Origin of the sequence: Nocardia sp. CA-135953, assembly GCF_050955735.1 — a bacterium.
In the GTDB taxonomy this organism is placed as follows: domain Bacteria; phylum Actinomycetota; class Actinomycetes; order Mycobacteriales; family Mycobacteriaceae; genus Nocardia.
This window is the reverse complement of the sequence record NZ_CP192082.1, coordinates 4343032-4363954: the sequence shown is the minus strand read 5'-3', so window position 1 is coordinate 4363954 and position 20923 is coordinate 4343032. Positions and strand designations below refer to the sequence as shown.

General features: G+C 67.7%; 2 protein-coding genes. Both read left to right on the top strand.

Annotated features, from left to right (window positions below; genetic code table 11):
• Window positions 1–34: 34 nt before the first annotated feature.
• Complete coding sequence (locus ACQPXH_RS20235) at window positions 35–15559, top strand: SDR family NAD(P)-dependent oxidoreductase (protein WP_433598100.1); 15525 nt, start codon at window positions 35–37, stop codon at window positions 15557–15559.
• A 29-nt stretch (window positions 15560–15588) separates the two neighbouring features.
• Window positions 15589–20910, top strand: coding sequence for a type I polyketide synthase (locus ACQPXH_RS20230; protein ID WP_433598099.1), 5322 nt, complete (start codon window positions 15589–15591; stop codon window positions 20908–20910).
• Window positions 20911–20923: the final 13 nt, after the last annotated feature.

Here is a 20923-nt window from a genome sequence, read left to right as displayed (position 1 = left end):
GATCCCACATCCGTTCGGTTCCAAGGGAAACGCAATGACTGACAATCCGGACCACAAAGTCGTCGACGCGCTGCGCGCTGCCATGCGCCAGGTCGAGCGGCTGCGCAGGGAGAACCGGCAGCTGCAGGCGGGCCGAGCGCCGGAGCCACTGGCGATTGTGGGGATGAGCTGTCGTTTCCCCGGTGGTGTTCGATCGCCGCAGGATCTGTGGCAGGTGGTGGCCGACGGCCGGGATGTGGTGGGAGAGTTCCCGATCGATCGCGGCTGGGCTGTGGACGCGCTGTTCGATCCCGAACCGGGCGTGCCAGGCAAGTCGTATACCCGCTCGGGTGGATTCCTGGACGGCGTCGCCGAGTTCGACGCGGCGTTCTTCGATATCAGCCCGCGCGAAGCGGTGGGCATGGACCCGCGCCAGCGATTACTGCTCGAGGTGAGCTGGGAGGCGCTGGAGTCCGCCGGTATCGACCCGGAGACGTTGCACGGCAGCGCAGCCGGGGTGTTCGTCGGCGTGGCGTCGCCGCAGGAGTATGCCGCGCCGGGATACGGGATTCCGGCGACGGCGGCGAGTGTGGTGTCGGGGCGCGTTGCGTATGTGCTGGGTTTGGAGGGTCCGGCGGTGACGGTGGATACCGCGTGTTCCTCATCACTGGTGGCGTTGCATCAAGCGGGGTTGTCGTTGCGGGCCGGTGAGTGCGAGTTGGCGCTGGTCGGTGGGGTCACGGTGATGGCTTCCCCGGAAGTGTTCGTCGAGTTCTCGTTGCAGGGCGGGCTGTCCGCAGACGGTCGGTGTAAATCGTTCGCGAAAGCCGCGGATGGAACCGGCTGGGCCGAGGGCGTGGGTGTGCTTGTGGTGGAACGACTTTCCGACGCCCAACGCAACGGCCACGAAGTACTCGCGGTGGTGCGGGGATCAGCGGTCAATCAGGACGGCGCGTCGAATGGATTGACCGCACCGAACGGCCCGTCCCAACAACGCGTCATCCGCGCAGCACTCGCCAACGCCGGATTGTCGGCGACGGACGTGGATGTGATCGAGGCGCACGGCACCGGCACTCGGCTGGGTGACCCGATCGAGGCTCAGGCGATCCTGGCGACCTATGGGCAGGATCGGCCGGCCGATCGACCGTTGTGGCTCGGCTCGATCAAGTCGAATATAGGCCACACTCAGGCTGCGGCCGGGGTAGCCGGGGTCATCAAGATGGTCGAGGCGATGCGCCATGGCGTGCTCCCGAAGACGCTGCACGTGGACGAGCCGACCCCGCACGTCGATTGGACGACGGGTCGCGTCGAACTGCTGACCGAGCAGGCACCGTGGTCGGAGTTGGATCGGCCGCGGCGGGCGGGTGTTTCGTCGTTCGGGATCTCGGGCACCAACGCCCACGTCATCCTCGAACAAGCACCGGCGACCGCATCCGAGCCGGTAGGCGGGCCGCTGCCGATCATCCCGTGGGTGATCTCGGCGCGGACAGCACAGGCACTGGCGGCGCAGGCGGCTCAGCTTCTCGGATTCGCCGAATCCCGACCCGAGTCAGTTTCGGCGCAAGTCGGCGCGGCGCTTTCGCGCCGAACCGGTTTCGAGCATCGGGCCGTGGTGCTGGGCGGCGATCGTGCCGAACTGCTGGCCGGGCTTGCCGATATCGCGGATGGCAGAGCAGTCCTGAGCGGGCGAACGGTGGCGCCTGGCCGGATTGTGTTCGTGTTTCCGGGTCAGGGGTCGCAGTGGTTGGGGATGGGTCGTGAGCTGTTGGCGGAGTCGAGTGTGTTCGCCGAGCGGATGAGTGCGTGTGAGCGGGCGTTGGCGCCGTGGGTGCGGTGGTCGTTGCTCGAGGTGGTACGCGAGGGCGATGAGGAGTTGTTGGCGCGGGTGGATGTGGTGCAGCCGGTGTTGTGGGCGGTGATGGTGTCACTGGCGGCAGTGTGGGAATCATTGGGAGTCAAGCCCTCTGCGGTGGTCGGGCATTCCCAAGGCGAGATCGCGGCCGCGTGTGTTGCCGGTGTGCTCTCCCTCGAGGACGCCGCGCGAGTAGTCGCGGTGCGATCACGACTGCTGACCGATCTGCCGCAACGCGGGGGTATGGCTGCTGTCGCGTTGTCGGAGGAGTCGGTGCGGACGCGGCTGATCGACGGCGTGGGTATAGCCGCGATCAACGGACCCGCGGCGATAGTTGTTTCCGGTCCGGCGCAAGCCTTGGACGAGTTCGTGACAGGCTGCGAAGCCGATGGAGTGCAGGTGCGCCGACTTCCGGTCGATTACGCGAGTCACTCCGGCCAGGTCGATGCCGTGCGGGCCGAACTGGTTGCCGCATTGGACGGCATCGATCCGAGATCGGTTGAGGTCGAGTTTTTTTCCTCGGTGACCGGTGATCGGCTCGACGGCTCGGAGTTGAAAGCGCAGTACTGGTTTCGGAATCTGCGATCCACCGTACGATTCGAAGCGGCCACCCGCGCCCTGCTCACCCAGGGCTGGTCGATGTTCATCGAAACCAGCACACACCCGGCCCTACTCGCGGCGATACACGACACCTACGAGACCGTCACCGACGACACTATCCGTGACCGCGGCATCGCGACGGTCGCCTCGCTGCGCCGCGACGACGGCGGCTGGGCGCAACTGCTCGGCAATGCCGCCGACGCCTGGATCAACGGCATCCCTGTCACCTGGCACAAACTGTTCGAGCAGGCGGGCGTACGGCGAATCCCCTTGCCCACCTATGCCTTCCAACATCAACGCTACTGGACCGACGCCATCTCGACACCCGCGGACCTGGACACAGCCGGGATGCGGGCAGCGCGACATCCACTACTCGCCGCCGTCGTTGCGGTCCCGGATTTCGACGGGATCCGTCTCACCGGGCAGCTGTCGGTGAAAGCACAGCCGTGGCTGGCCGAGCACGCCGTCTTCGGACGCACCCTGCTACCCGGAGCCGCCTTCGTCGAACTGGCCATTCGCGCCGGCGACGAGATCGGCTGCCCGGTGCTACGGGAACTCACCCTCACCACACCGCTACTACTCGATCAAGGTCCGGTGCAACTGCACGTCGTGGTCGGGGATCGGCAGCAGGTGGGCCGATCCGTGCGCATCTACTCGCGGCCGGACGCCGAGCAGGCGGCCAACTGGCGGCTGCACGCCGAAGGGGTCCTCGCCGAATACCACAGCATCGAGGCAATTCCGGACGAAACCGCGACCTGGCCGCCACCTGATGCCGAACCGGTTCCGCTCGACCAGCCGTACGAGACCCTGCTCGAACGCGGCTACCAGTACGGCCCCTGCTTCCAAGGACTACAACGACTCTGGCGTCACGGTGCGCACACCTACGCCGACATCGAGCTCCCCGATGGCACCGACGCCACCGGCTTCAGGATCCACCCCGTCCTGCTCGACGCGGTCCTGCACGCCGCACTGCTCACCACCGCTGACGTCGACCGGACACCGCTGCCCTACACGTGGACCGATACCGCGCTGTATGCCACGGGTGCCACGAGTCTGCGCGCTCGTATCGTCACCACCGATCCCGGCGTGTACACGCTTCGCCTGACCGACACCGCCGGACAACCGGTTCTCGCCGCCACGCTGCGCACCCGGCCCGTCACCCCGGGACAACTCCCGACGGCAACCGGCCCGCTGTATCAACTCGATTGGCTACCTGCGGAATTCGGCGGACCGGCCACACTGTCCCAGCTCGAATGGGACGCGGCGGGCGACGATGTCGCCGAGATCATGGTCACGCGCTGCACACCTCCGGAGACCGGCATGACAGACCGGCTCGCGAGCGCCACAAAGGCGATATCGGCGACGCTGCGGCGCTGGCTCACCGACACTCGTTACGACCGATCCACGCTCCTGGTGATCACCCAGGGCGCGGTCGCGGTGACGGGCACCGAGTCGATCGATCCGGTCGCCGCGGCGGTATGGGGACTGGTGCGGGCCGCGCAGACCGAGCACCCTAGCCGCTTCGTCCTGGTCGATACCGACGACCAGGAGTTCGCACAGTATTTTTGCGCCACGGCCGCGACCGCGGGGGAGCCCGAGATCGCGCTGCGCGGCAGGCAGGCACGGATACCGCGATTGCGGCCGATGCCGCCGCTATCGCCTTCCGCGGAAGCTGCTTTCGGCGCGGGTACCGTGCTGATCACCGGCGGGACAGGTGGTCTCGGGGCGATCGTCGCACGCCATCTGGTGCGTCGGCACGGGATCCGGCACGTCGTGCTGACCAGCCGCAGTGGAATGGAAGCTGCTGGGGCCGCAGAACTCGTCGCCGAACTGGCCGAGCTCGGCGCGCGGGTAGAGGTCGCCGCCTGCGATGTCGCCGATCGCGCGGCGCTCGCCCGGCTGCTCGCACCGCTGCGGCTCTCGGCCGTGGTGCACCTCGCGGGTGTGCTCGACGACGGCCTCGTCGACACCATCACTCCGGAACAAATCGCCAAGGTGCTGGCGCCCAAAGCCGAGGGTGCGTGGCATCTGCACGAACTGACCGCCGACGCCGGACTGGCCGCGTTCGTCGTCTTCTCTTCCGTCGCGGGCGTGCTCGGCGGTGCGGGGCAGGCCAATTACGCTGCCGCGAACCGCTTTCTGGACGGACTGATCGCCTACCGCCGCGAGCGTGGTCTGCCCGGCATCTCCATCGCGTGGGGGCTGTGGGCCGAGGCGACCTCGATGACCGCGCACGTATCCGCCGACCGGTTCCGGCACACCGGCATCGCGCCCATGTCGGCCGAACAAGGCACGAGCCTGCTCGACGATGCCCTTGCCGCCGACGCTCCTCTGGTTGTCGCCGCCCGCGTCGACACCGCCGCCCTGCATGCCCAAGCCGCGGCGAGGCAACTACCGCCGATGCTGTCCGCGCTCGTGCCGAACCGGCGTGCCATCGCGCACCCCGGTCCCGCGGAGCCCGACCTGCGTGGTCGGCTCCATACACTCGACGTCGACCGCCGCTTCGACCTGGTGCTCGAATTGTGTCGCACCCACGCTGCCACTGTCCTCGGCCACAGCGCCAGCGCGTCGATCGAGCCGGGGCAGGCGTTCAAGGAGCTCGGCTTCGACTCGCTCGCCGCGGTGCGATTCCGCAACCGGCTCGGCGCGGCGACGGGACTGAACCTGCCGTCGAGTTTGGTCTTCGACCATCCGACACCACGGGCGTTGACCCGGTTCCTGATCGCCGAACTCATCGGTGACCAGGAACCGGAGCGGCGTCCCGTTCCGGTCCGCGCACGCCGCGACGAGCCGCTGGCGATCGTGGGAATGGGCTGTCGTTTTCCCGGTGGAGTCGGATCACCATCGGATCTGTGGCGCCTGATGGCCGAGGGCCGAGATGTGGTGGGCGAGTTCCCCACCGACCGAGGTTGGGATGTCGAGACATTGTTCGACCCGCAACCCGGTGTGCCGGGCAAGACGTACACCCGCTCGGGCGGGTTCCTCGATGGCATCGCCGAGTTCGACGCGGCGTTCTTCGGTATCAGCCCGCATGAAGCGGTGGAGACCGATCCGCAACAGCGGCAGCTGCTCGAAGTCACCTGGGAGGCACTGGAATCCGCCGGTATCGACCCGGCGTCGCTGCGCGGCACCGACACCGGTGTTTTCACCGGACTGATGTACCACGACTATCCGGCCAGCGACGGCAAGGGCTCGATCGCTTCGGGTCGGGTGTCGTATGTGCTGGGTTTGGAGGGTCCGGCGGTGACGGTGGATACCGCGTGTTCATCGTCGCTGGTGGCGTTGCATCAGGCTGGGTTGTCGCTGCGGGCCGGTGAATGCGAGTTGGCTTTGGTCGGCGGGGTCACCGTGATGGCCTCCCCGAACGTGTTCGTCGAGTTCTCACTACAGGGCGGGCTATCCGCCGACGGCCGGTGTAAGCCGTTCGCGGAAGCAGCGGATGGAACCGGGTGGGCCGAGGGCGTCGGTGTGCTTGTGGTGGAACGGCTTTCCGATGCCCAACGCAACGGCCACGAAGTACTCGCGGTGGTGCGCGGGTCGGCGGTGAACCAGGACGGCGCCTCGAACGGATTGACCGCACCGAATGGGCCTTCGCAACAACGGGTCATCCGAGCGGCGCTGGCCAACGCGGGCCTGGACGCCAGTGATGTCGACGCCGTCGAGGCACACGGCACAGGGACGACCCTGGGCGACCCGATCGAAGCTCAAGCAATTCTGGCGACCTATGGGCAGGACCGCCACGGTGATCGGCCGTTGTGGCTGGGCTCGATCAAGTCCAACTTCGGTCACACCCAGGCAGCCGCGGGGGTCGCCGGGGTCATCAAGATGGTCGAGGCGATGCGCCACGGTGTACTACCGCAGACCTTGCACGTGAACGAACCCTCACCACACGTGGATTGGACCACCGGACACGTCGCCCTACTTACCGAGCAACAACCCTGGCCCGACGACAAGCCCCGACGAGCGGGGGTGTCATCCTTCGGCATCTCGGGCACCAACGCCCACGTCATCCTCGAACAAGCACCCGCCGAAATCGGCGCCCCGGAGCGGAACGCGATGTCAGTGGTGCCGTGGCTGATATCGGCCCGATCGCGAGCGGCGTTGGCGGCGCAGTGCGCGCGCCTGCTCGAATTCGCCACCGCACGACCGGAATTGGATGCGATCGACATCGGTGCGTCCTTGGCGCGGCGCTCGGAGTTCGAGTATCGGGCGGTGCTGCTCGGCGCGGATCGTGCCGAACTGCTGTCCCGCCTCGCGGCCGCGAACACCGAGACACCCGCGCGTCACTCGGGCCGGATTGTGTTCGTGTTTCCGGGTCAGGGGTCGCAGTGGTTGGGGATGGGTCGTGAGCTGTTGGCGGAGTCGAGTGTGTTCGCCGAGCGGATGAGTGCGTGTGAGCGGGCGTTGGCGCCGTGGGTGCGGTGGTCGTTGCTCGAGGTGGTACGCGAGGGCGATGAGGAGTTGTTGGCGCGGGTGGATGTGGTGCAGCCGGTGTTGTGGGCGGTGATGGTGTCACTGGCGGCAGTGTGGGAATCATTGGGAGTCAAGCCCTCTGCGGTGGTCGGGCATTCCCAAGGCGAGATCGCGGCCGCGTGTGTTGCCGGTGTGCTCTCCCTCGAGGACGCCGCGCGAGTAGTCGCTGTGCGATCACGACTGCTGACCGGTCTCGACGAACGAGGAGGCATGGCCGCCGTAGCACTGTCCGAGCAGGCGGTGGGCGCACGGTTGAACGATGGGTTGAGCATCGCGGCGATCAACGGCCCCACGGCGACAGTCGTTTCCGGTCCGGCGCAAGCCTTGGACGAGTTCGTCACAGGCTGCGAAGCCGATGAAGTGCAGGTGCGCCGACTCCCGGTCGACTACGCGAGCCATTCCACGCAGGTCGACCAGGTGCGATCCGAACTCGTCGCCGCCCTGCACGATATCGACCCGCATGCATCCGAGGTAGCCTTCTTCTCCTCGGTGACCGGTGATCGGCTCGACGGCTCGGAGTTGAAAGCGCAGTACTGGTTTCGGAATCTGCGATCCACCGTACGATTCGAAGCGGCCACCCGCGCCCTGCTCACCCAGGGCTGGTCGATGTTCATCGAAACCAGCACACACCCGGCTCTACTCGCCGCGATACACGACACCTACGACGCGACCACCCACGACGTGAGCGTGCACGATCGCGGCCTCACCACCATCGCCTCGCTACGCCGCGACGACGGCAGCTGGGCACAACTGCTCGGCAACGCCGCCGACGCCTGGATCAACGGCATCCCTGTCACCTGGCACAAACTGTTCGAACAAGCCGGTGCGCGACGAATTCCCCTGCCCACCTATGCCTTCCAACATCAACGCTACTGGACCGACAACACCACCGGCACTCCCGACCTGGCGGCAGCAGGCATACGGCCCACCGAACATCCGTTACTCGCGGCGGCGATCCACGCCCCCGAAACGGACGGCCTCCGCCTGACCGGTCGCCTTTCACTCACCACGCAGCCGTGGCTGACCGAGCACGCCGTCTTCGGACGCACCCTGCTACCCGGAGCCGCCTTCGTCGAACTGGCCATTCGCGCCGGCGACGAGATCGGCTGCCCGGTGCTACGGGAACTCACCCTCACCACACCGCTACTACTCGATCAAGGTCCCATGCAACTGCAGGTAGTGGTCGGTGGCCGGGAGCAGCCCGAGCACCGCTCGATCCAGATCTATGCCCGCCTCGACTCGACCGATTCCGCCCCGTGGCAACTGCACGCTCGCGGCCTGCTCACCGCGCAACACACCGAGATACCCACGACAGAGCTCACCTGGCCGCCCACCGAGGCCCACCCGGTGCAGCTGGACGCGCCCTACAGCGCACTGGCCGAACGGGGCTACCACTATGGCCCCGCTTTTCAAGGCCTGCAACAACTCTGGCGCCATGACGAACAGGTCTACGCCGAGATCGAACTACCCGCCGACACCGATACCGCCGGTTTCGGGATACACCCCGCCCTGCTCGACGCGGTCCTGCACGCCGCACTGCTCACCACCGCCGACACCGAGCAGACCCCGCTGCCCTACACCTGGACCGACACCACCCTGCACGCCGCGGGCGCGACACGGCTACGCGCCCACCTCGCCACCGTCGGCCCCGACACCTACGCTCTGCGCCTGACCGATCCCGCCGGACAACTCGTCCTCACCGCCACACTGCACACGCGGCCCATCACCCCGCAGCAATTGCACACCGCCAACCACTCGCTGCACCACCTGCGCTGGATACCGTTGGCGCAGGACAAGATCCAGTCACTGGACACCGAGGTTCGCGTGGTCGAACTCACCGAGTTCGCGGCGCAGGTCGAACGGCTCGGCGATACCGCGCCCGACGTCGTCGTGCTCCGCTGCCCAACCCCCGCCGACCCGGACGACGATGCCGTGCTGCCCGATGTGCACGCCGTCACCCACCGCATACTCGCGGCGTTGCAGGTCTGGCTGGACGACGAACGCTTTGTCGGTACGCGCCTCGTTGTCGAGACGCGCGGCGCGGTCGCGACGCCGGGCGCACCGGTCGAGGACCTCGCCGCCGCGGCCGTCTGGGGCCTGGTGAGTTCGGCGCAGTCCGAGTACCGAGACCGGATCCTCCTGGTGGACACCGACACTGCGACGGAACCGGCCGAGTACCTGGGCGTGGGTGAGGACAGGCTGGCGATCCGCGCCGGGCGGGTACTCGCGCCACGGATCGTCACGCTCGACACGGAGTCCGCGCCCGAAGCCGACCCGTTCGCAGTGCGGCTGGACTCGGGGACCGTAGTGGTGACCGGTGGCACCGCCGGGCTCGGTGCCGTGCTCGCCCGGCATCTGGTGCTGGAACACGCGGTGCGTTCGCTGCTGCTGGTCAGCCGTCGCGGCCCGCAAACACCCGGTGTCGACGGTTTGATCGACGAACTGACCGCGGCGGGCGCGCTGGTCCGTGTGGTGGCCGCCGACGTCGCCGATCGGGAATCGTTGCGCCAGGCGTTGACAGCCGTCCCGGACGATGCGCCCCTCGTCGGCGTCGTTCATGCCGCCGGGGTGCTCGACGACGCGCTCCTGTCCGAACAGTCGGCCCCGCGGATGGATGCCGTATTCGCACCCAAGGTCGATGGGGCATGGCATCTGCACGACCTGACCGCACACGCCGACCTGGCGCTGTTCGTCGTGTTCTCGTCGGTGGCGGGCGTACTTGGCGCGCCTGGACAAGCCAATTACGCAGCGGCTAACCGGTTTCTGGACGGCCTGGCGTCCTATCGGCGGGCGCGCGGCCTGGTCGCCACGTCCCTCGCGTGGGGGCTGTGGGCAGCGGCCACCGGAATGACCGGTCGGCTCTGCGACGCCGATCTCGGCAGACTGTCCAGGGCCGGGCTGGCGGCGATGACCCGTGAACACGGCCTCGCGCTCTTCGACGAGGCCGTGCGCGCCGATGCCGACGTCATCCTCGCCGCACGCTGGAACCTGCCCGAACTGCGCGCCCGTGCCGCCGCGGACACGCTGCCGCGCATCCTCGCCGACCTTGCGCCCAAGCCGCGAGCCGTCGCCGCCCGCGCCCAGGGTGCCAGTGCTCAGACAGGCGATCTCGCGGGTCTCGACGAGAAGCAGCGATTCGAACGCGTGCTGGATATCGTGCGAGCCCGGGTGGCCATCGTGCTCGGACACGCCGACGCCGCGTCGATCGAATCCGGGCAGGCCTTCAAGGATCTCGGCTTCGATTCGCTCGACGCGGTGGCCTTCCGTGATCAGCTCGAGATCGCCACCGGCGTGCGACTGCCCGCGAGTGCCGTCTTCGACTACCCTACCCCGCTGGCGCTGGCCCGCTACCTCGTCGGCGAACTGACCGGCAACGCACCGCGCGAGCGCGCACCGGCGCCCACCGCGACGCGTAGCGACGACCCGTTGGCGATCGTCGGCATGGCGTGCCGGTTCCCCGGCGGCGCGAGCTCACCGGAACACCTGTGGGACATCGTCGCCCGTGGGCTCGACGTAATGGGCGGTTTCCCGGACGACCGCGGGTGGGACCTGGAAGAGCTCTACGACCCCGAGCCCGGCGTGCCCGGCAAGTCGTACGTGCGCGAGGGCGGTTTTCTGCACGAGGCGGGCCGGTTCGACCCCGGCTTCTTCGGTATCACACCGCGCGAGGCGGTCGGCATGGACCCGCAGCAGCGGCAGTTGCTCGAAGTTTCCTGGGAAGCACTGGAATCCGCCGGTATCGACCCGAAGTCGTTGCGGGGCAGTGCGACCGGAGTGTTCGCGGGCGTTGCCTCCCCGCAGGGATACCGAGCCAAAGGGTATGGGATCCCCGCGATCGCGGCGAGCGTCGCATCCGGCCGGGTGTCGTATGTGCTGGGTTTGGAGGGTCCGGCGGTGACGGTGGATACCGCGTGTTCCTCATCACTGGTGGCGTTGCATCAAGCGGGGTTGTCGTTGCGGGCCGGTGAGTGCGAGTTGGCGCTGGTCGGTGGGGTCACGGTGATGGCTTCCCCGGAAGTGTTCGTCGAGTTCTCGTTGCAGGGCGGGCTGTCCGCAGACGGTCGGTGTAAATCGTTCGCGAAAGCCGCGGATGGAACCGGCTGGGCCGAGGGCGTGGGTGTGCTTGTGGTGGAACGACTTTCCGACGCCCAACGCAACGGCCACGAAGTACTCGCGGTGGTGCGGGGATCAGCGGTCAATCAGGACGGCGCGTCGAATGGATTGACCGCACCGAACGGCCCGTCCCAACAACGCGTCATCCGTACTGCTTTGGCGAACTCTGGTCTAAACGTGGGTGATGTCGATGCCGTCGAAGCGCATGGAACCGGAACCACCCTCGGTGACCCGATCGAAGCGCAAGCCATCCTGGCCACCTACGGACAGCGCGACCGTAGCGGCGCACCACTGTGGCTGGGCTCGATCAAGTCGAATATGGGCCACACGCAGGCTGCGGCCGGGGTAGCCGGGGTCATCAAGATGGTCGAGGCGATGCGCCATGGCGTGCTCCCGAAGACGCTGCACGTGAACGAACCCTCACCACACGTGGATTGGACCACCGGACACGTCGCCCTACTCACCGAGCAACAACCCTGGCCCGACGACAAGCCCCGACGAGCGGGGGTGTCATCCTTCGGCATCTCGGGCACCAACGCCCACGTCATCCTCGAACAAGCACCAGCCGAGGCACCGAAGCCGACCGGCGCACCGCTCCCGGTGATCCCCTGGGTGATTTCGGCGCGGACACCACAGGCACTGGCGGAACAAGCGGCTCGACTCCACGAATTCGTCGCGGCACGAGACGAACTCGACGCCGTGGATGTCGGCATGGCCGCGGCAGGACGAACCCCGTTCGAGCATCGGGCGGTTGTGCTCGGCGTCGATCGTGCCGAGCTGCTGTCCCGCCTCGCGGCGGTGCACACCGAGACACCAATGCGTCACTCGGGCCGGACGGTGTTCGTGTTCCCGGGTCAGGGATCGCAGCGACTGGGTATGGGCCGCGAACTGTACGAGGCATATCCGGCGTTCGCCACGGCATGGGACACCGTGACGAAGCATTTCGACTCGTCGCTGCGCGAGATCGTCTGGGGTGCCGACCCCGACGCGCTCGAGCAGACGGCGCACGCGCAGGCCGCGTTGTTCACCGTTGAGGTCGCACTGTTTCGGCTGCTCGAATCATGGGGCGCGGTACCGGATCTCGTGATCGGCCATTCTGTCGGCGAGATCGCGGCCGCGCATGTCGCCGGCGTCCTTTCGCTCGCGGACGCGACGGCACTGGTGGCAGCGCGCGGCCGATTGATGCAGGCGCTGCCGGTCGGTGGCGCGATGGTCGCCGTACAGGCCGACGAGGATACGGTCCGGCAGCTGCTGGTATCAGGTGTCGATCTCGCCGCGGTGAACAGCCCGCACTCCGTGGTGCTCTCCGGCGCGGCCGAGCAGGTAGCGGGGGTGGTCGCGCGCCTGACAGAGCAGGGCCGCCGGACTAAGCGGCTCGCGGTTTCGCATGCCTTCCACTCGGCGGCGATGGAGCCGATGCTTGCCGAGTTCGCCGCCGCCATCGCGGGGATAACCCCTGCCGTCCCGACGATTCCGATAGCGACGAACTCGACCGGCGAACTCGCCGCAGCAGACTACGGATCGAGCGACTACTGGGTACGGCACGTGCGACAGACGGTGCGTTTCGCCGACGGCATCGCCACCCTGCGCGAACAGGGCGTCGTCCGGTTCGTCGAGATCGGCCCGGAGAGCGGGTTGTCCGCGGCGATCACCGAATGCGTCGACGACACCCTCACGGTGCCGACCCTGCGCAAGCACCGATCCGAACCGGAGTCACTGTTGGAGGGGCTCGCCCGCATGTTCGTCGCGGGTCAGGACGTGAACTGGCCACGTCTCTTCGACGGTGCGGCGGCACGGCGAATAGCCCTGCCCACCTATGCATTTCAGCATCAGAACTACTGGCTGCCCGGTATGGAGGCCGGTGACGCGGCAGATTTCGGCCTGATTCCGATCGACCACCCGTTGCTCGCGGGCGCCATGGACAGTCCCCGAACCGCCGAGCTCACCTTCACCGGCACACTGTCGTCGCGAACCCAGCCCTGGCTCGCCGAGCACGCGATCACCGGTCGGACGCTGCTGCCCGGCACCGCGTTCGTCGAACTCGCGCTCCGGGTGGGCCGGGAAGTCGGCTGCGCTGTGGTGCGTGAGCTGACCCTGTCCGCGCCGCTGCCGCTCGATCGACGCGGCGCGCGGATACGTGTCGTCATCGGTGCGGACACCGGCGGTGGCGAACGGCCGGTCGCGATCTACTCGCGCCCGCCCGACGACACGGCGCAGTGGCAACAGCACGCCGAAGGTGTTCTGACCGAGCAGGATTCGCTCGATCCGGCCCGATCCGACACACGTCCGCCCGCGCAGGCCGAGCGAATCGACACACCGGACACCTATGCCTACCTCGCCGACCGAGGCTACGAGTACGGCCCGGCCTTCCGCGGCATGCTCGAGGCGTGGCGGCACGGCGACGAGCGGTATGCCGAGGCAGTGTTGCCGTCCGCTGCGGACCCCGACGGATACGCGATGCACCCGGCGCTGCTGGATGCGCTGCTGCACGCGATCCTGCTCGGCGGTGCCCGCGACGACGACTCGTTGCTGATGCCGTTCGACTGGCGCGACGTGCGGGTGCACGACACCGGCGCGACGCATGTGCACGCACGGATCGTCCCAACCGGGGCGGATACGGTGCGCGTCGAGGTGTCCGATGAGACCGGCCGACCGGTGCTCGACATCGGCGAACTCCGATCGCGCCCCGTCGCTGTCGCACAGCTGAACCCGGGTGCGGGCGCACGGCTGTTCGTCACCCGATGGGTGCCGCGACCTCAGACCGCAACCGCCGCACCCGGTGTCGTCAGCGTCGTCGAGGCGACCGAGCCGGCCGCCGTACCCGGCCGAAAGCCGGTGGTTCCGGATACTGTGATCGTCGAATATGCCACGGGCACAGGCGAATCCATCGCCGACACGCACGCGCTGGCACACGAGATACTGGCCACCTTGCAGACGTGGCTCACCGATCCGCGCTGCGAGCGGTCCCGGCTGATCGTGGTAACCCGCGACGTGATCGACACCGAGGCGGGCGCACCGGCCTCGCTACCGGGTGCCGCGCTGTGGGGTCTGGTGAGCGCGGCCCAGGCTGAATATCCGAACCGGATCGGCCTGGTCGACCTGGCTTCCGGGGCAGAACTCGATGCCGCGTCGATCGCACGCTGCACTGAACCGCAGGCCGCCCTGCGGAAGGGCCGTCAGTTTGTCCCGCGGCTGACCACGCTGGCGCAAGCGCCCATGCCCGGTCCCGCATTGGATTCGGGAACAGTGCTGGTGACCGGCGGCACCGGCGGCCTCGGCGCCGTGCTGGCGCGGCATCTGGTGACCGAATACGGTGTGCGCTCCCTGCTGCTGCTGAGCAGGCGCGGCCCGGCCGCCCCCGGCGTCGACGATCTGCTGCGCGAGCTGGCGGCCACCGGTGCGCGCGTCCGGGCCGTCGCCGCCGATGTCGCCGACCGGGAATCGCTGCGGCAGGCGCTCGCGACCGTACCCGATGACATGCCCCTGGTCGGTGTCGTGCACACCGCCGGCGTCCTGGACGACGCCGTCCTCGTCTCGCAGTCGCGGCACCGAATCGACACCGTATTCGCACCCAAAGTCGACGGTGCCTGGCATCTGCACGAACTCCTCGCCGACACCGATCTCGCCATGTTCGTGTTGTACTCCTCCGTATCCGGGACGATCGGTGCCGCAGGCCAGGCCAACTACGCCGCCGCCAACCGTTTCCTCGACGCGCTCGCCGCCCATCGCCGGGCGAGCGGGCGCGTCGGCACCTCGATCGCGTGGGGACTATGGGCCGAGACCACCGGCATGACCGGTCATCTGGCCGCCGCCGATGTCGACCGCTTCGAGCGAGCCGGGATAGCGGCCATGGCCCGCGATCGAGCACTCGACCTCTTCGATCGTGCGGTGCGCACCGACACCGACTGCGTCGTCGCCGCTCGGTGGGATCCGACCGGGCTGCGTGCCCGCGCCGCCGCGGACCTGCTACCGCCGATCCTGGCCGACCTCGTACCGGCACAGCCATTGGCGCGCAACGGGTCCAGGCCCGGACCAGCAGCACTGCGCAAACGTCTACACGGGCTGGCACCCACTCAGCAGCGGGACGCGGTGTTGGATCTGGTTCGCACCAATGCCGGAGTCGTACTCGGTCGCACCGACACCGACGCCATCGATCCTGACCAGGCGTTCAAGGACATCGGTTTCGACTCGCTCAGCGCCGTCGAGTTCCGTAACCGGCTGACCCAGGCCACCGGACTGAAATTGCCCGCGGGCGTCGTCTTCGACCAGCCGACGCCTGCGGCGCTGAGCACCTATCTGCACGAAGTGTTGCTCGAACAGAACAACGGATTCGACGGCACTCCGGTCGGTTCGGTCGACGAACTGCTGGACCGCTTGGACACGGTACTCGCGCGCGCCGCCGACAAAACCGGGCGAACCCGAGTGCTGCGGCGACTACATGCGATCACCACGAAGTGGGGCAACGGCGCCGCATCGGCCGCTGACGATATCGATTCCGCCAGCGGCGACGAGCTGCTCGCGATCATCGACCGCGAGCTCTGAGTTTCGTGACCGAGAAAGGGGGCGCCGAAATGAGTTCGGACAACGACAAATACGTGGAGTACCTGAAGCGTACGACGAAGGAACTGCGACAGGTCCGGGAACGTATTCGTGAACTCGAGTACGCGGCGGGTGAGCCGTTGGCTGTGGTGGGGGTGGGGTGTCGTTTTCCTGGTGGTGTGGGTTCGGTGGATGGGTTGTGGGGTGTGGTTTCGGGTGGTTGTGATGTGGTGGGGCGGTGGCCGGGGGATCGGGGCTGGGATGAGGGGTTGTTCGATCCGCGGGTGGGTGTGGTGGGTCGGTCGTATTCGCGGTGGGGTGGGTTTTTGGAAGGGGCGGGGTTGTTTGATGCCGGGTTTTTCGGGGTGAGTCCGCGTGAGGCGTTGGAGATTGATCCTCAGCAGCGGTTGGTGTTGGAGGTGGGGTGGGAGGCGTTGGAGAACGCGGGGCTGGACCCGCGGGGATTGGGCGGTGCCGAGGTGGGGGTGTTCATGGGGGTGATGTATCACGATTACGGGTTGATCGGGCAGGCCGGGTCGTTGGTGTCGGGACGGCTGGCCTATGTGTTGGGGTTGGGTGGGCCGGCGGTGTCGGTGGACACGGCGTGTTCCTCGTCGCTGGTGGCACTGCATCAGGCGGGGTTGTCATTGCGGGCCGGGGAGTGTGAGTTGGCGTTGGTGGGTGGGGTCACGGTGATGGCCACCCCGGAAATATTCGTCGAGTTCTCCCGCCAACGCGGCCTGGCTCCGGATGGCCGCTGTAAATCGTTCGCCGCTGCCGCGGACGGGGTGGGGTGGGCCGAGGGTGTGGGTGTGCTTGTGGTGGAACGACTTTGCGACGCCCAACGCCACGGGCACGAGATATTGGCGGTCGTGCGTGGGTCGGCGGTGAACCAGGACGGGGCCTCCAACGGGTTGACCGCACCCAACGGTCCTGCCCAACAACGAGTCATCCAAGCAGCACTGGCCAACGCGAACCTTTCGGCGGGCCAGGTGGATGTGGTCGAAGCCCACGGCACCGGCACCCGCCTCGGCGACCCGATCGAAGCCCAAGCCATCCTGGCCACCTACGGCCAACGCGACCACAGCCGTCCACCACTGTGGCTGGGCTCGATCAAATCCAACATCGGCCACACACAGGCAGCCGCGGGTGTGGCCGGGATCATCAAAATGATCGAAGCGATGCGCCACGGTGTATTGCCGAAGACCTTGCACGTCGATGAGCCCACACCACATGTGGACTGGACCACCGGACATGTCCAAATACTCACCGAACACCAACCATGGCCCGACACCAGCCATCCACGCCGAGCAGCAGTCTCCTCATTCGGGATCTCGGGCACCAACGCCCACATCATCCTCGAACAACCACCCCAGCTCGAGCCACCCACAGTAGCCGAACGTCCGCCGATCCTCGCCTGGACATTGTCGGCACGTACTCGGGAAGCCTTGCGCGACTGCGCCTCTCGACTGCACACCCATCTGCTGAACGATCCCGATATCGATCCCGGCGCGGTGGCGGCGGCCTTGGCGCGTCGCTCGGTCTTCGAGCACCGCGCGGTGGTCACCGGATCCACCCGCGAGCAGCTGCTGACGGAATTGACGCACCTGCCCGACCCCGAAATACCCGCCGGCGCAGGTAAGACCGCGTTCGTCTTCACCGGGCAGGGCTCCCAACGACTCGGCATGGGCCGCCAGCTATACCACACCTACCCCGTATTCGCCCAAGCATGGGACAACGTCGAACAACACCTCCGACTCCCAGTCCGCGACATCGCCTGGGGCCACAACACCACCGAACTCACCCAAACCCTGCACGCCCAAACCGCCCTGTTCACACTCCACATCGCACTGTTCCGACTACTCGAATCCTGGAAAATACTGCCCGACTACATGATCGGACACTCCATCGGAGAAATCTCCGCCGCCCACCTCGCCGGAGTCCTCACCCTCACCGACGCCGCCACCCTCGTCACCGAACGCGCCAACCTCATGCAATCCCTACCCGACGACGGCGCCATGCTCGCCGTCCGAGCCCCCGCAGACGAACTGATACCGTTGCTGAGCCAGGACATGGATATCGCGGCGATCAACAGCCCCACCGCGACCCTAATCGCCGGAACGGTCGCCGCCGTCGATGAGCTCGAAAGCGATTTGTGCACAGCGGGTTTCCGCGTCAAACGATTGAATGTCTCGCACGCGTTCCACTCGGCGGCGATACAGCCGGTTCTGGATCGACTCGGTACGGCTCTGGGCACGATCACGCCCGCACCGGCCCGCATCCCCGTCATCGCCGACCCGACCGGCGAACTCGCCGACGAAGGTTATGCGACGGCGGAGTATTGGACCCAGCACGCCAGGAGCACCGTGCACTTCGCCAAGGGCATCGTGACACTCGAGCGGCAACAGGTGCATCGGTTCCTGGAGATCGGACCGCACAGCGGTCTGCTCACCCACATCGCCGAGACGGCACCTGGGGCGGCCACCATCGCCCTGCTGCATCCGAAACGGCCTGAGCCACAGTCTCTATTCGACGGGCTCGCGGCGCTGCACGCCGCGGGCCACACCGTCGACTGGTCCGCCCATTACCCGCGACCACGGCCGGGGACCCGCCTGCCCACCTATGCCTTCCAGCACCAGAGCTACTGGTTGTCACGGGCCGCGATCGGCGACGCCACCGGACACGGCCTCCGCGCGATCGAGCATCCGATACTGTCGGCGGCGATCGACGACCCCGACACCGGCGACGTACACCTGTCTGGGCGGCTGACGGTGGCGACGCATCCGTGGCTGGCCGACCACGCGATTCTCGGGCAAGCGCTGCTACCCGGCACCGCCTTCGTCGAACTCGCCCTGCGGGCCGCGGATGAAACGGGCTGCAGCATGATTCGCGAGCTCATGCTGCGCACGCCACTGGCCATACCCGAGAAGGGCGCCGTGCAGGTGCACGTTGTCGTCCGCGGTGCGAGCGGCGCCGATCGCTCGGTGTCCATCTCGTCGCGACTCGAAGGTGCCGAGCAATGGACCACGCACGCCGAGGGCACATTGGCGGTGGCCGACGCGCCGGAACCGGCGATCGAGGCGGCTTCGTGGCCACCGCTCGGCACGACCCCGATCGCGATCGATGGCGCCTACGATGCGCTGGCACGCCTCGGCTACGACTACGGTCCCACCTTCCGCGGCGTACGGGCGGCTTGGCGACGCGGCGACGAGATCGCCGTCGAGGTGGAGTTGCCCGACACCGCCGACGCGGCCGGGTTCGCCATTCATCCCGCGCTATTGGACGCCGCAACGCACACTTTCTTGCTGGACGGCGGTGAATTGGTCTTGCCGTTCGTGTGGAACGACGTGCGGCTGCACGCCGCACACGCCAGCACGGTGCGAGCACTCGGCCTGCCGCTGGGTCCGGGTCGAATGTCCTTGCGCGCGATGGATGTTCAAGGCGATCCGGTGCTGACGGTCGGCTCGATCGTCGGCAGGCCGTTCTCTCCCGATCAACTGAACGGTCCGGGACGTCTTGCGGGTGCGCTGTTCGAAATAGATTGGCAGCGAGTGGAACTCGCGGACTCAGCAGCCACTGCGGTGCGCGAATGGGATGACGTGCCGGACCCGTCCAGCGTGGATGCGGTCGTCGTATTCCGCGTGCAGTCGCGCGCGAAAGTCTCGGCCGATCAGGTTCTGCCCCGCGTACGCCACACACTCGCCGCCGTCCTCGACATGCTGCGGCGATGGACGGCCGACCCGGCCACCGGACGGGAACGCCTCCTGATCGTGACCCGCGGCGCCGTCGCACTTCCGGGCGAGGATATCGGCGATCTTCCCAGCGCTGCGGTCTGGGGTCTCGTTCGCGCGGCCCAGGCCGAGCACCCTGGTCGAATCCTGCTGGCGGATATCGACGACGACACCGACCCGGCACGATTGGCCGCGACCGCCGAGCCGGAGCTGATGGTGCGCGACGGTCAGGCGTGGGTGCCACGCCTGACCCAACTACCCGCTACCGAACCACCCGCGGTCGAATCACCCGGCGCGCTGTCGCTACGAACCGGAACGGTGCTGATCACCGGTGGCACCGGAGTTCTCGGCGCACTCGTCGCGCGCCACCTGGTCGACACGCACGGTGCCCGGAATCTGCTGCTGGTCAGCAGGAGCGGTGAAAAGGCTTCCGGCGCGGCGGCATTGCGTGCCGAGCTCGCCGAACTCGGCACCGAGGTCGACGTGGTCGCGTGTGATGTCGCCGACCGGGACGCCCTGCGCGCGGTACTCGCCGCCATCCCGGCGGACAAGCCGCTCGTCGGGGTGGTGCACACGGCGGGCGTCCTCGATACCGGCGTGCTCGACGGACTCGACACCGACCGCCTCGACGCCACTGTGCGCCCGAAGGTGGACGGCGCCTGGCATCTGCACGTTCTGACCCGCGATCTGGACCTGTCCTTCTTCGTGCTGTTCTCCTCTATCGGCGGCCTGATACTGGCCGGTGGGCAGGGCTGGTATGCGGCGGCCAATGTGTTCCTCGACGCGCTGGCGGCACACCGGCGTGCCCGCGGGCTGCCCGCCACCTCGTTGGCGTGGGGCCCGTGGGAGGGGGCGCGAATGGGCACCGAGGTGTCCGCGCCACAAGCCGATCGTATTCGGCGACAAGGCATCTCGACATTGACCGACTCAGAGGGCCTGCGCCTGCTCGACGCCGCCCTCGGCACGGGCCATCCCGTCGTCGCGCCGATGCACCTGAACCGGGCGGCACTGCGGGCCCGCACCGACGAACTGCCCGCCTTGCTGCGCGGACTGGCCCCGCGATCGGTGCGCAACGATGCGGCCGGAGTCGACAAGGAGGCGGCCCTGCGTGCTCGGCTGGCACCACTCACCGAGGCACGACGCAGGCAGCAGGTACTGGCCGTGATCCGTGCGGCCGCAGCGGATGTGCTGTCACACCGGTCGAGCGCGGACGTGGCACCGGATGCGACATTCCAGGAACTGGGTTTCGATTCGCTCGCCGCGATGGAGTTCCGCGCGCGGATGCGAGCCGAGACCGGAATGACCATGCCAGTGACGGTCGTCTTCGACCACCCGACACCGGATCAACTGGCTCGACATCTCGTCACGGAACTCGGTTTTGCCGAACCGGTTCCACTCGACCGCGAAACCGAGAACACACTGCGCAGGCGGTTGGCGACCATCTCGGCCGAGGAGCTGCGGGCGGCAGGCGTACTCGACGTGCTGCTCGACCTGACCCAGGCACGCAACGGCGCCGCGCCACCCGGAGCCGATGTACTCGAGTTCGACACCATGGATGCGGGTGCGCTGGTCAACCATGTGCTCGCCGGTCCGCGCCGCGCCCCGGGCGGTGAGCGGCCGTGACCACCGAGGATGA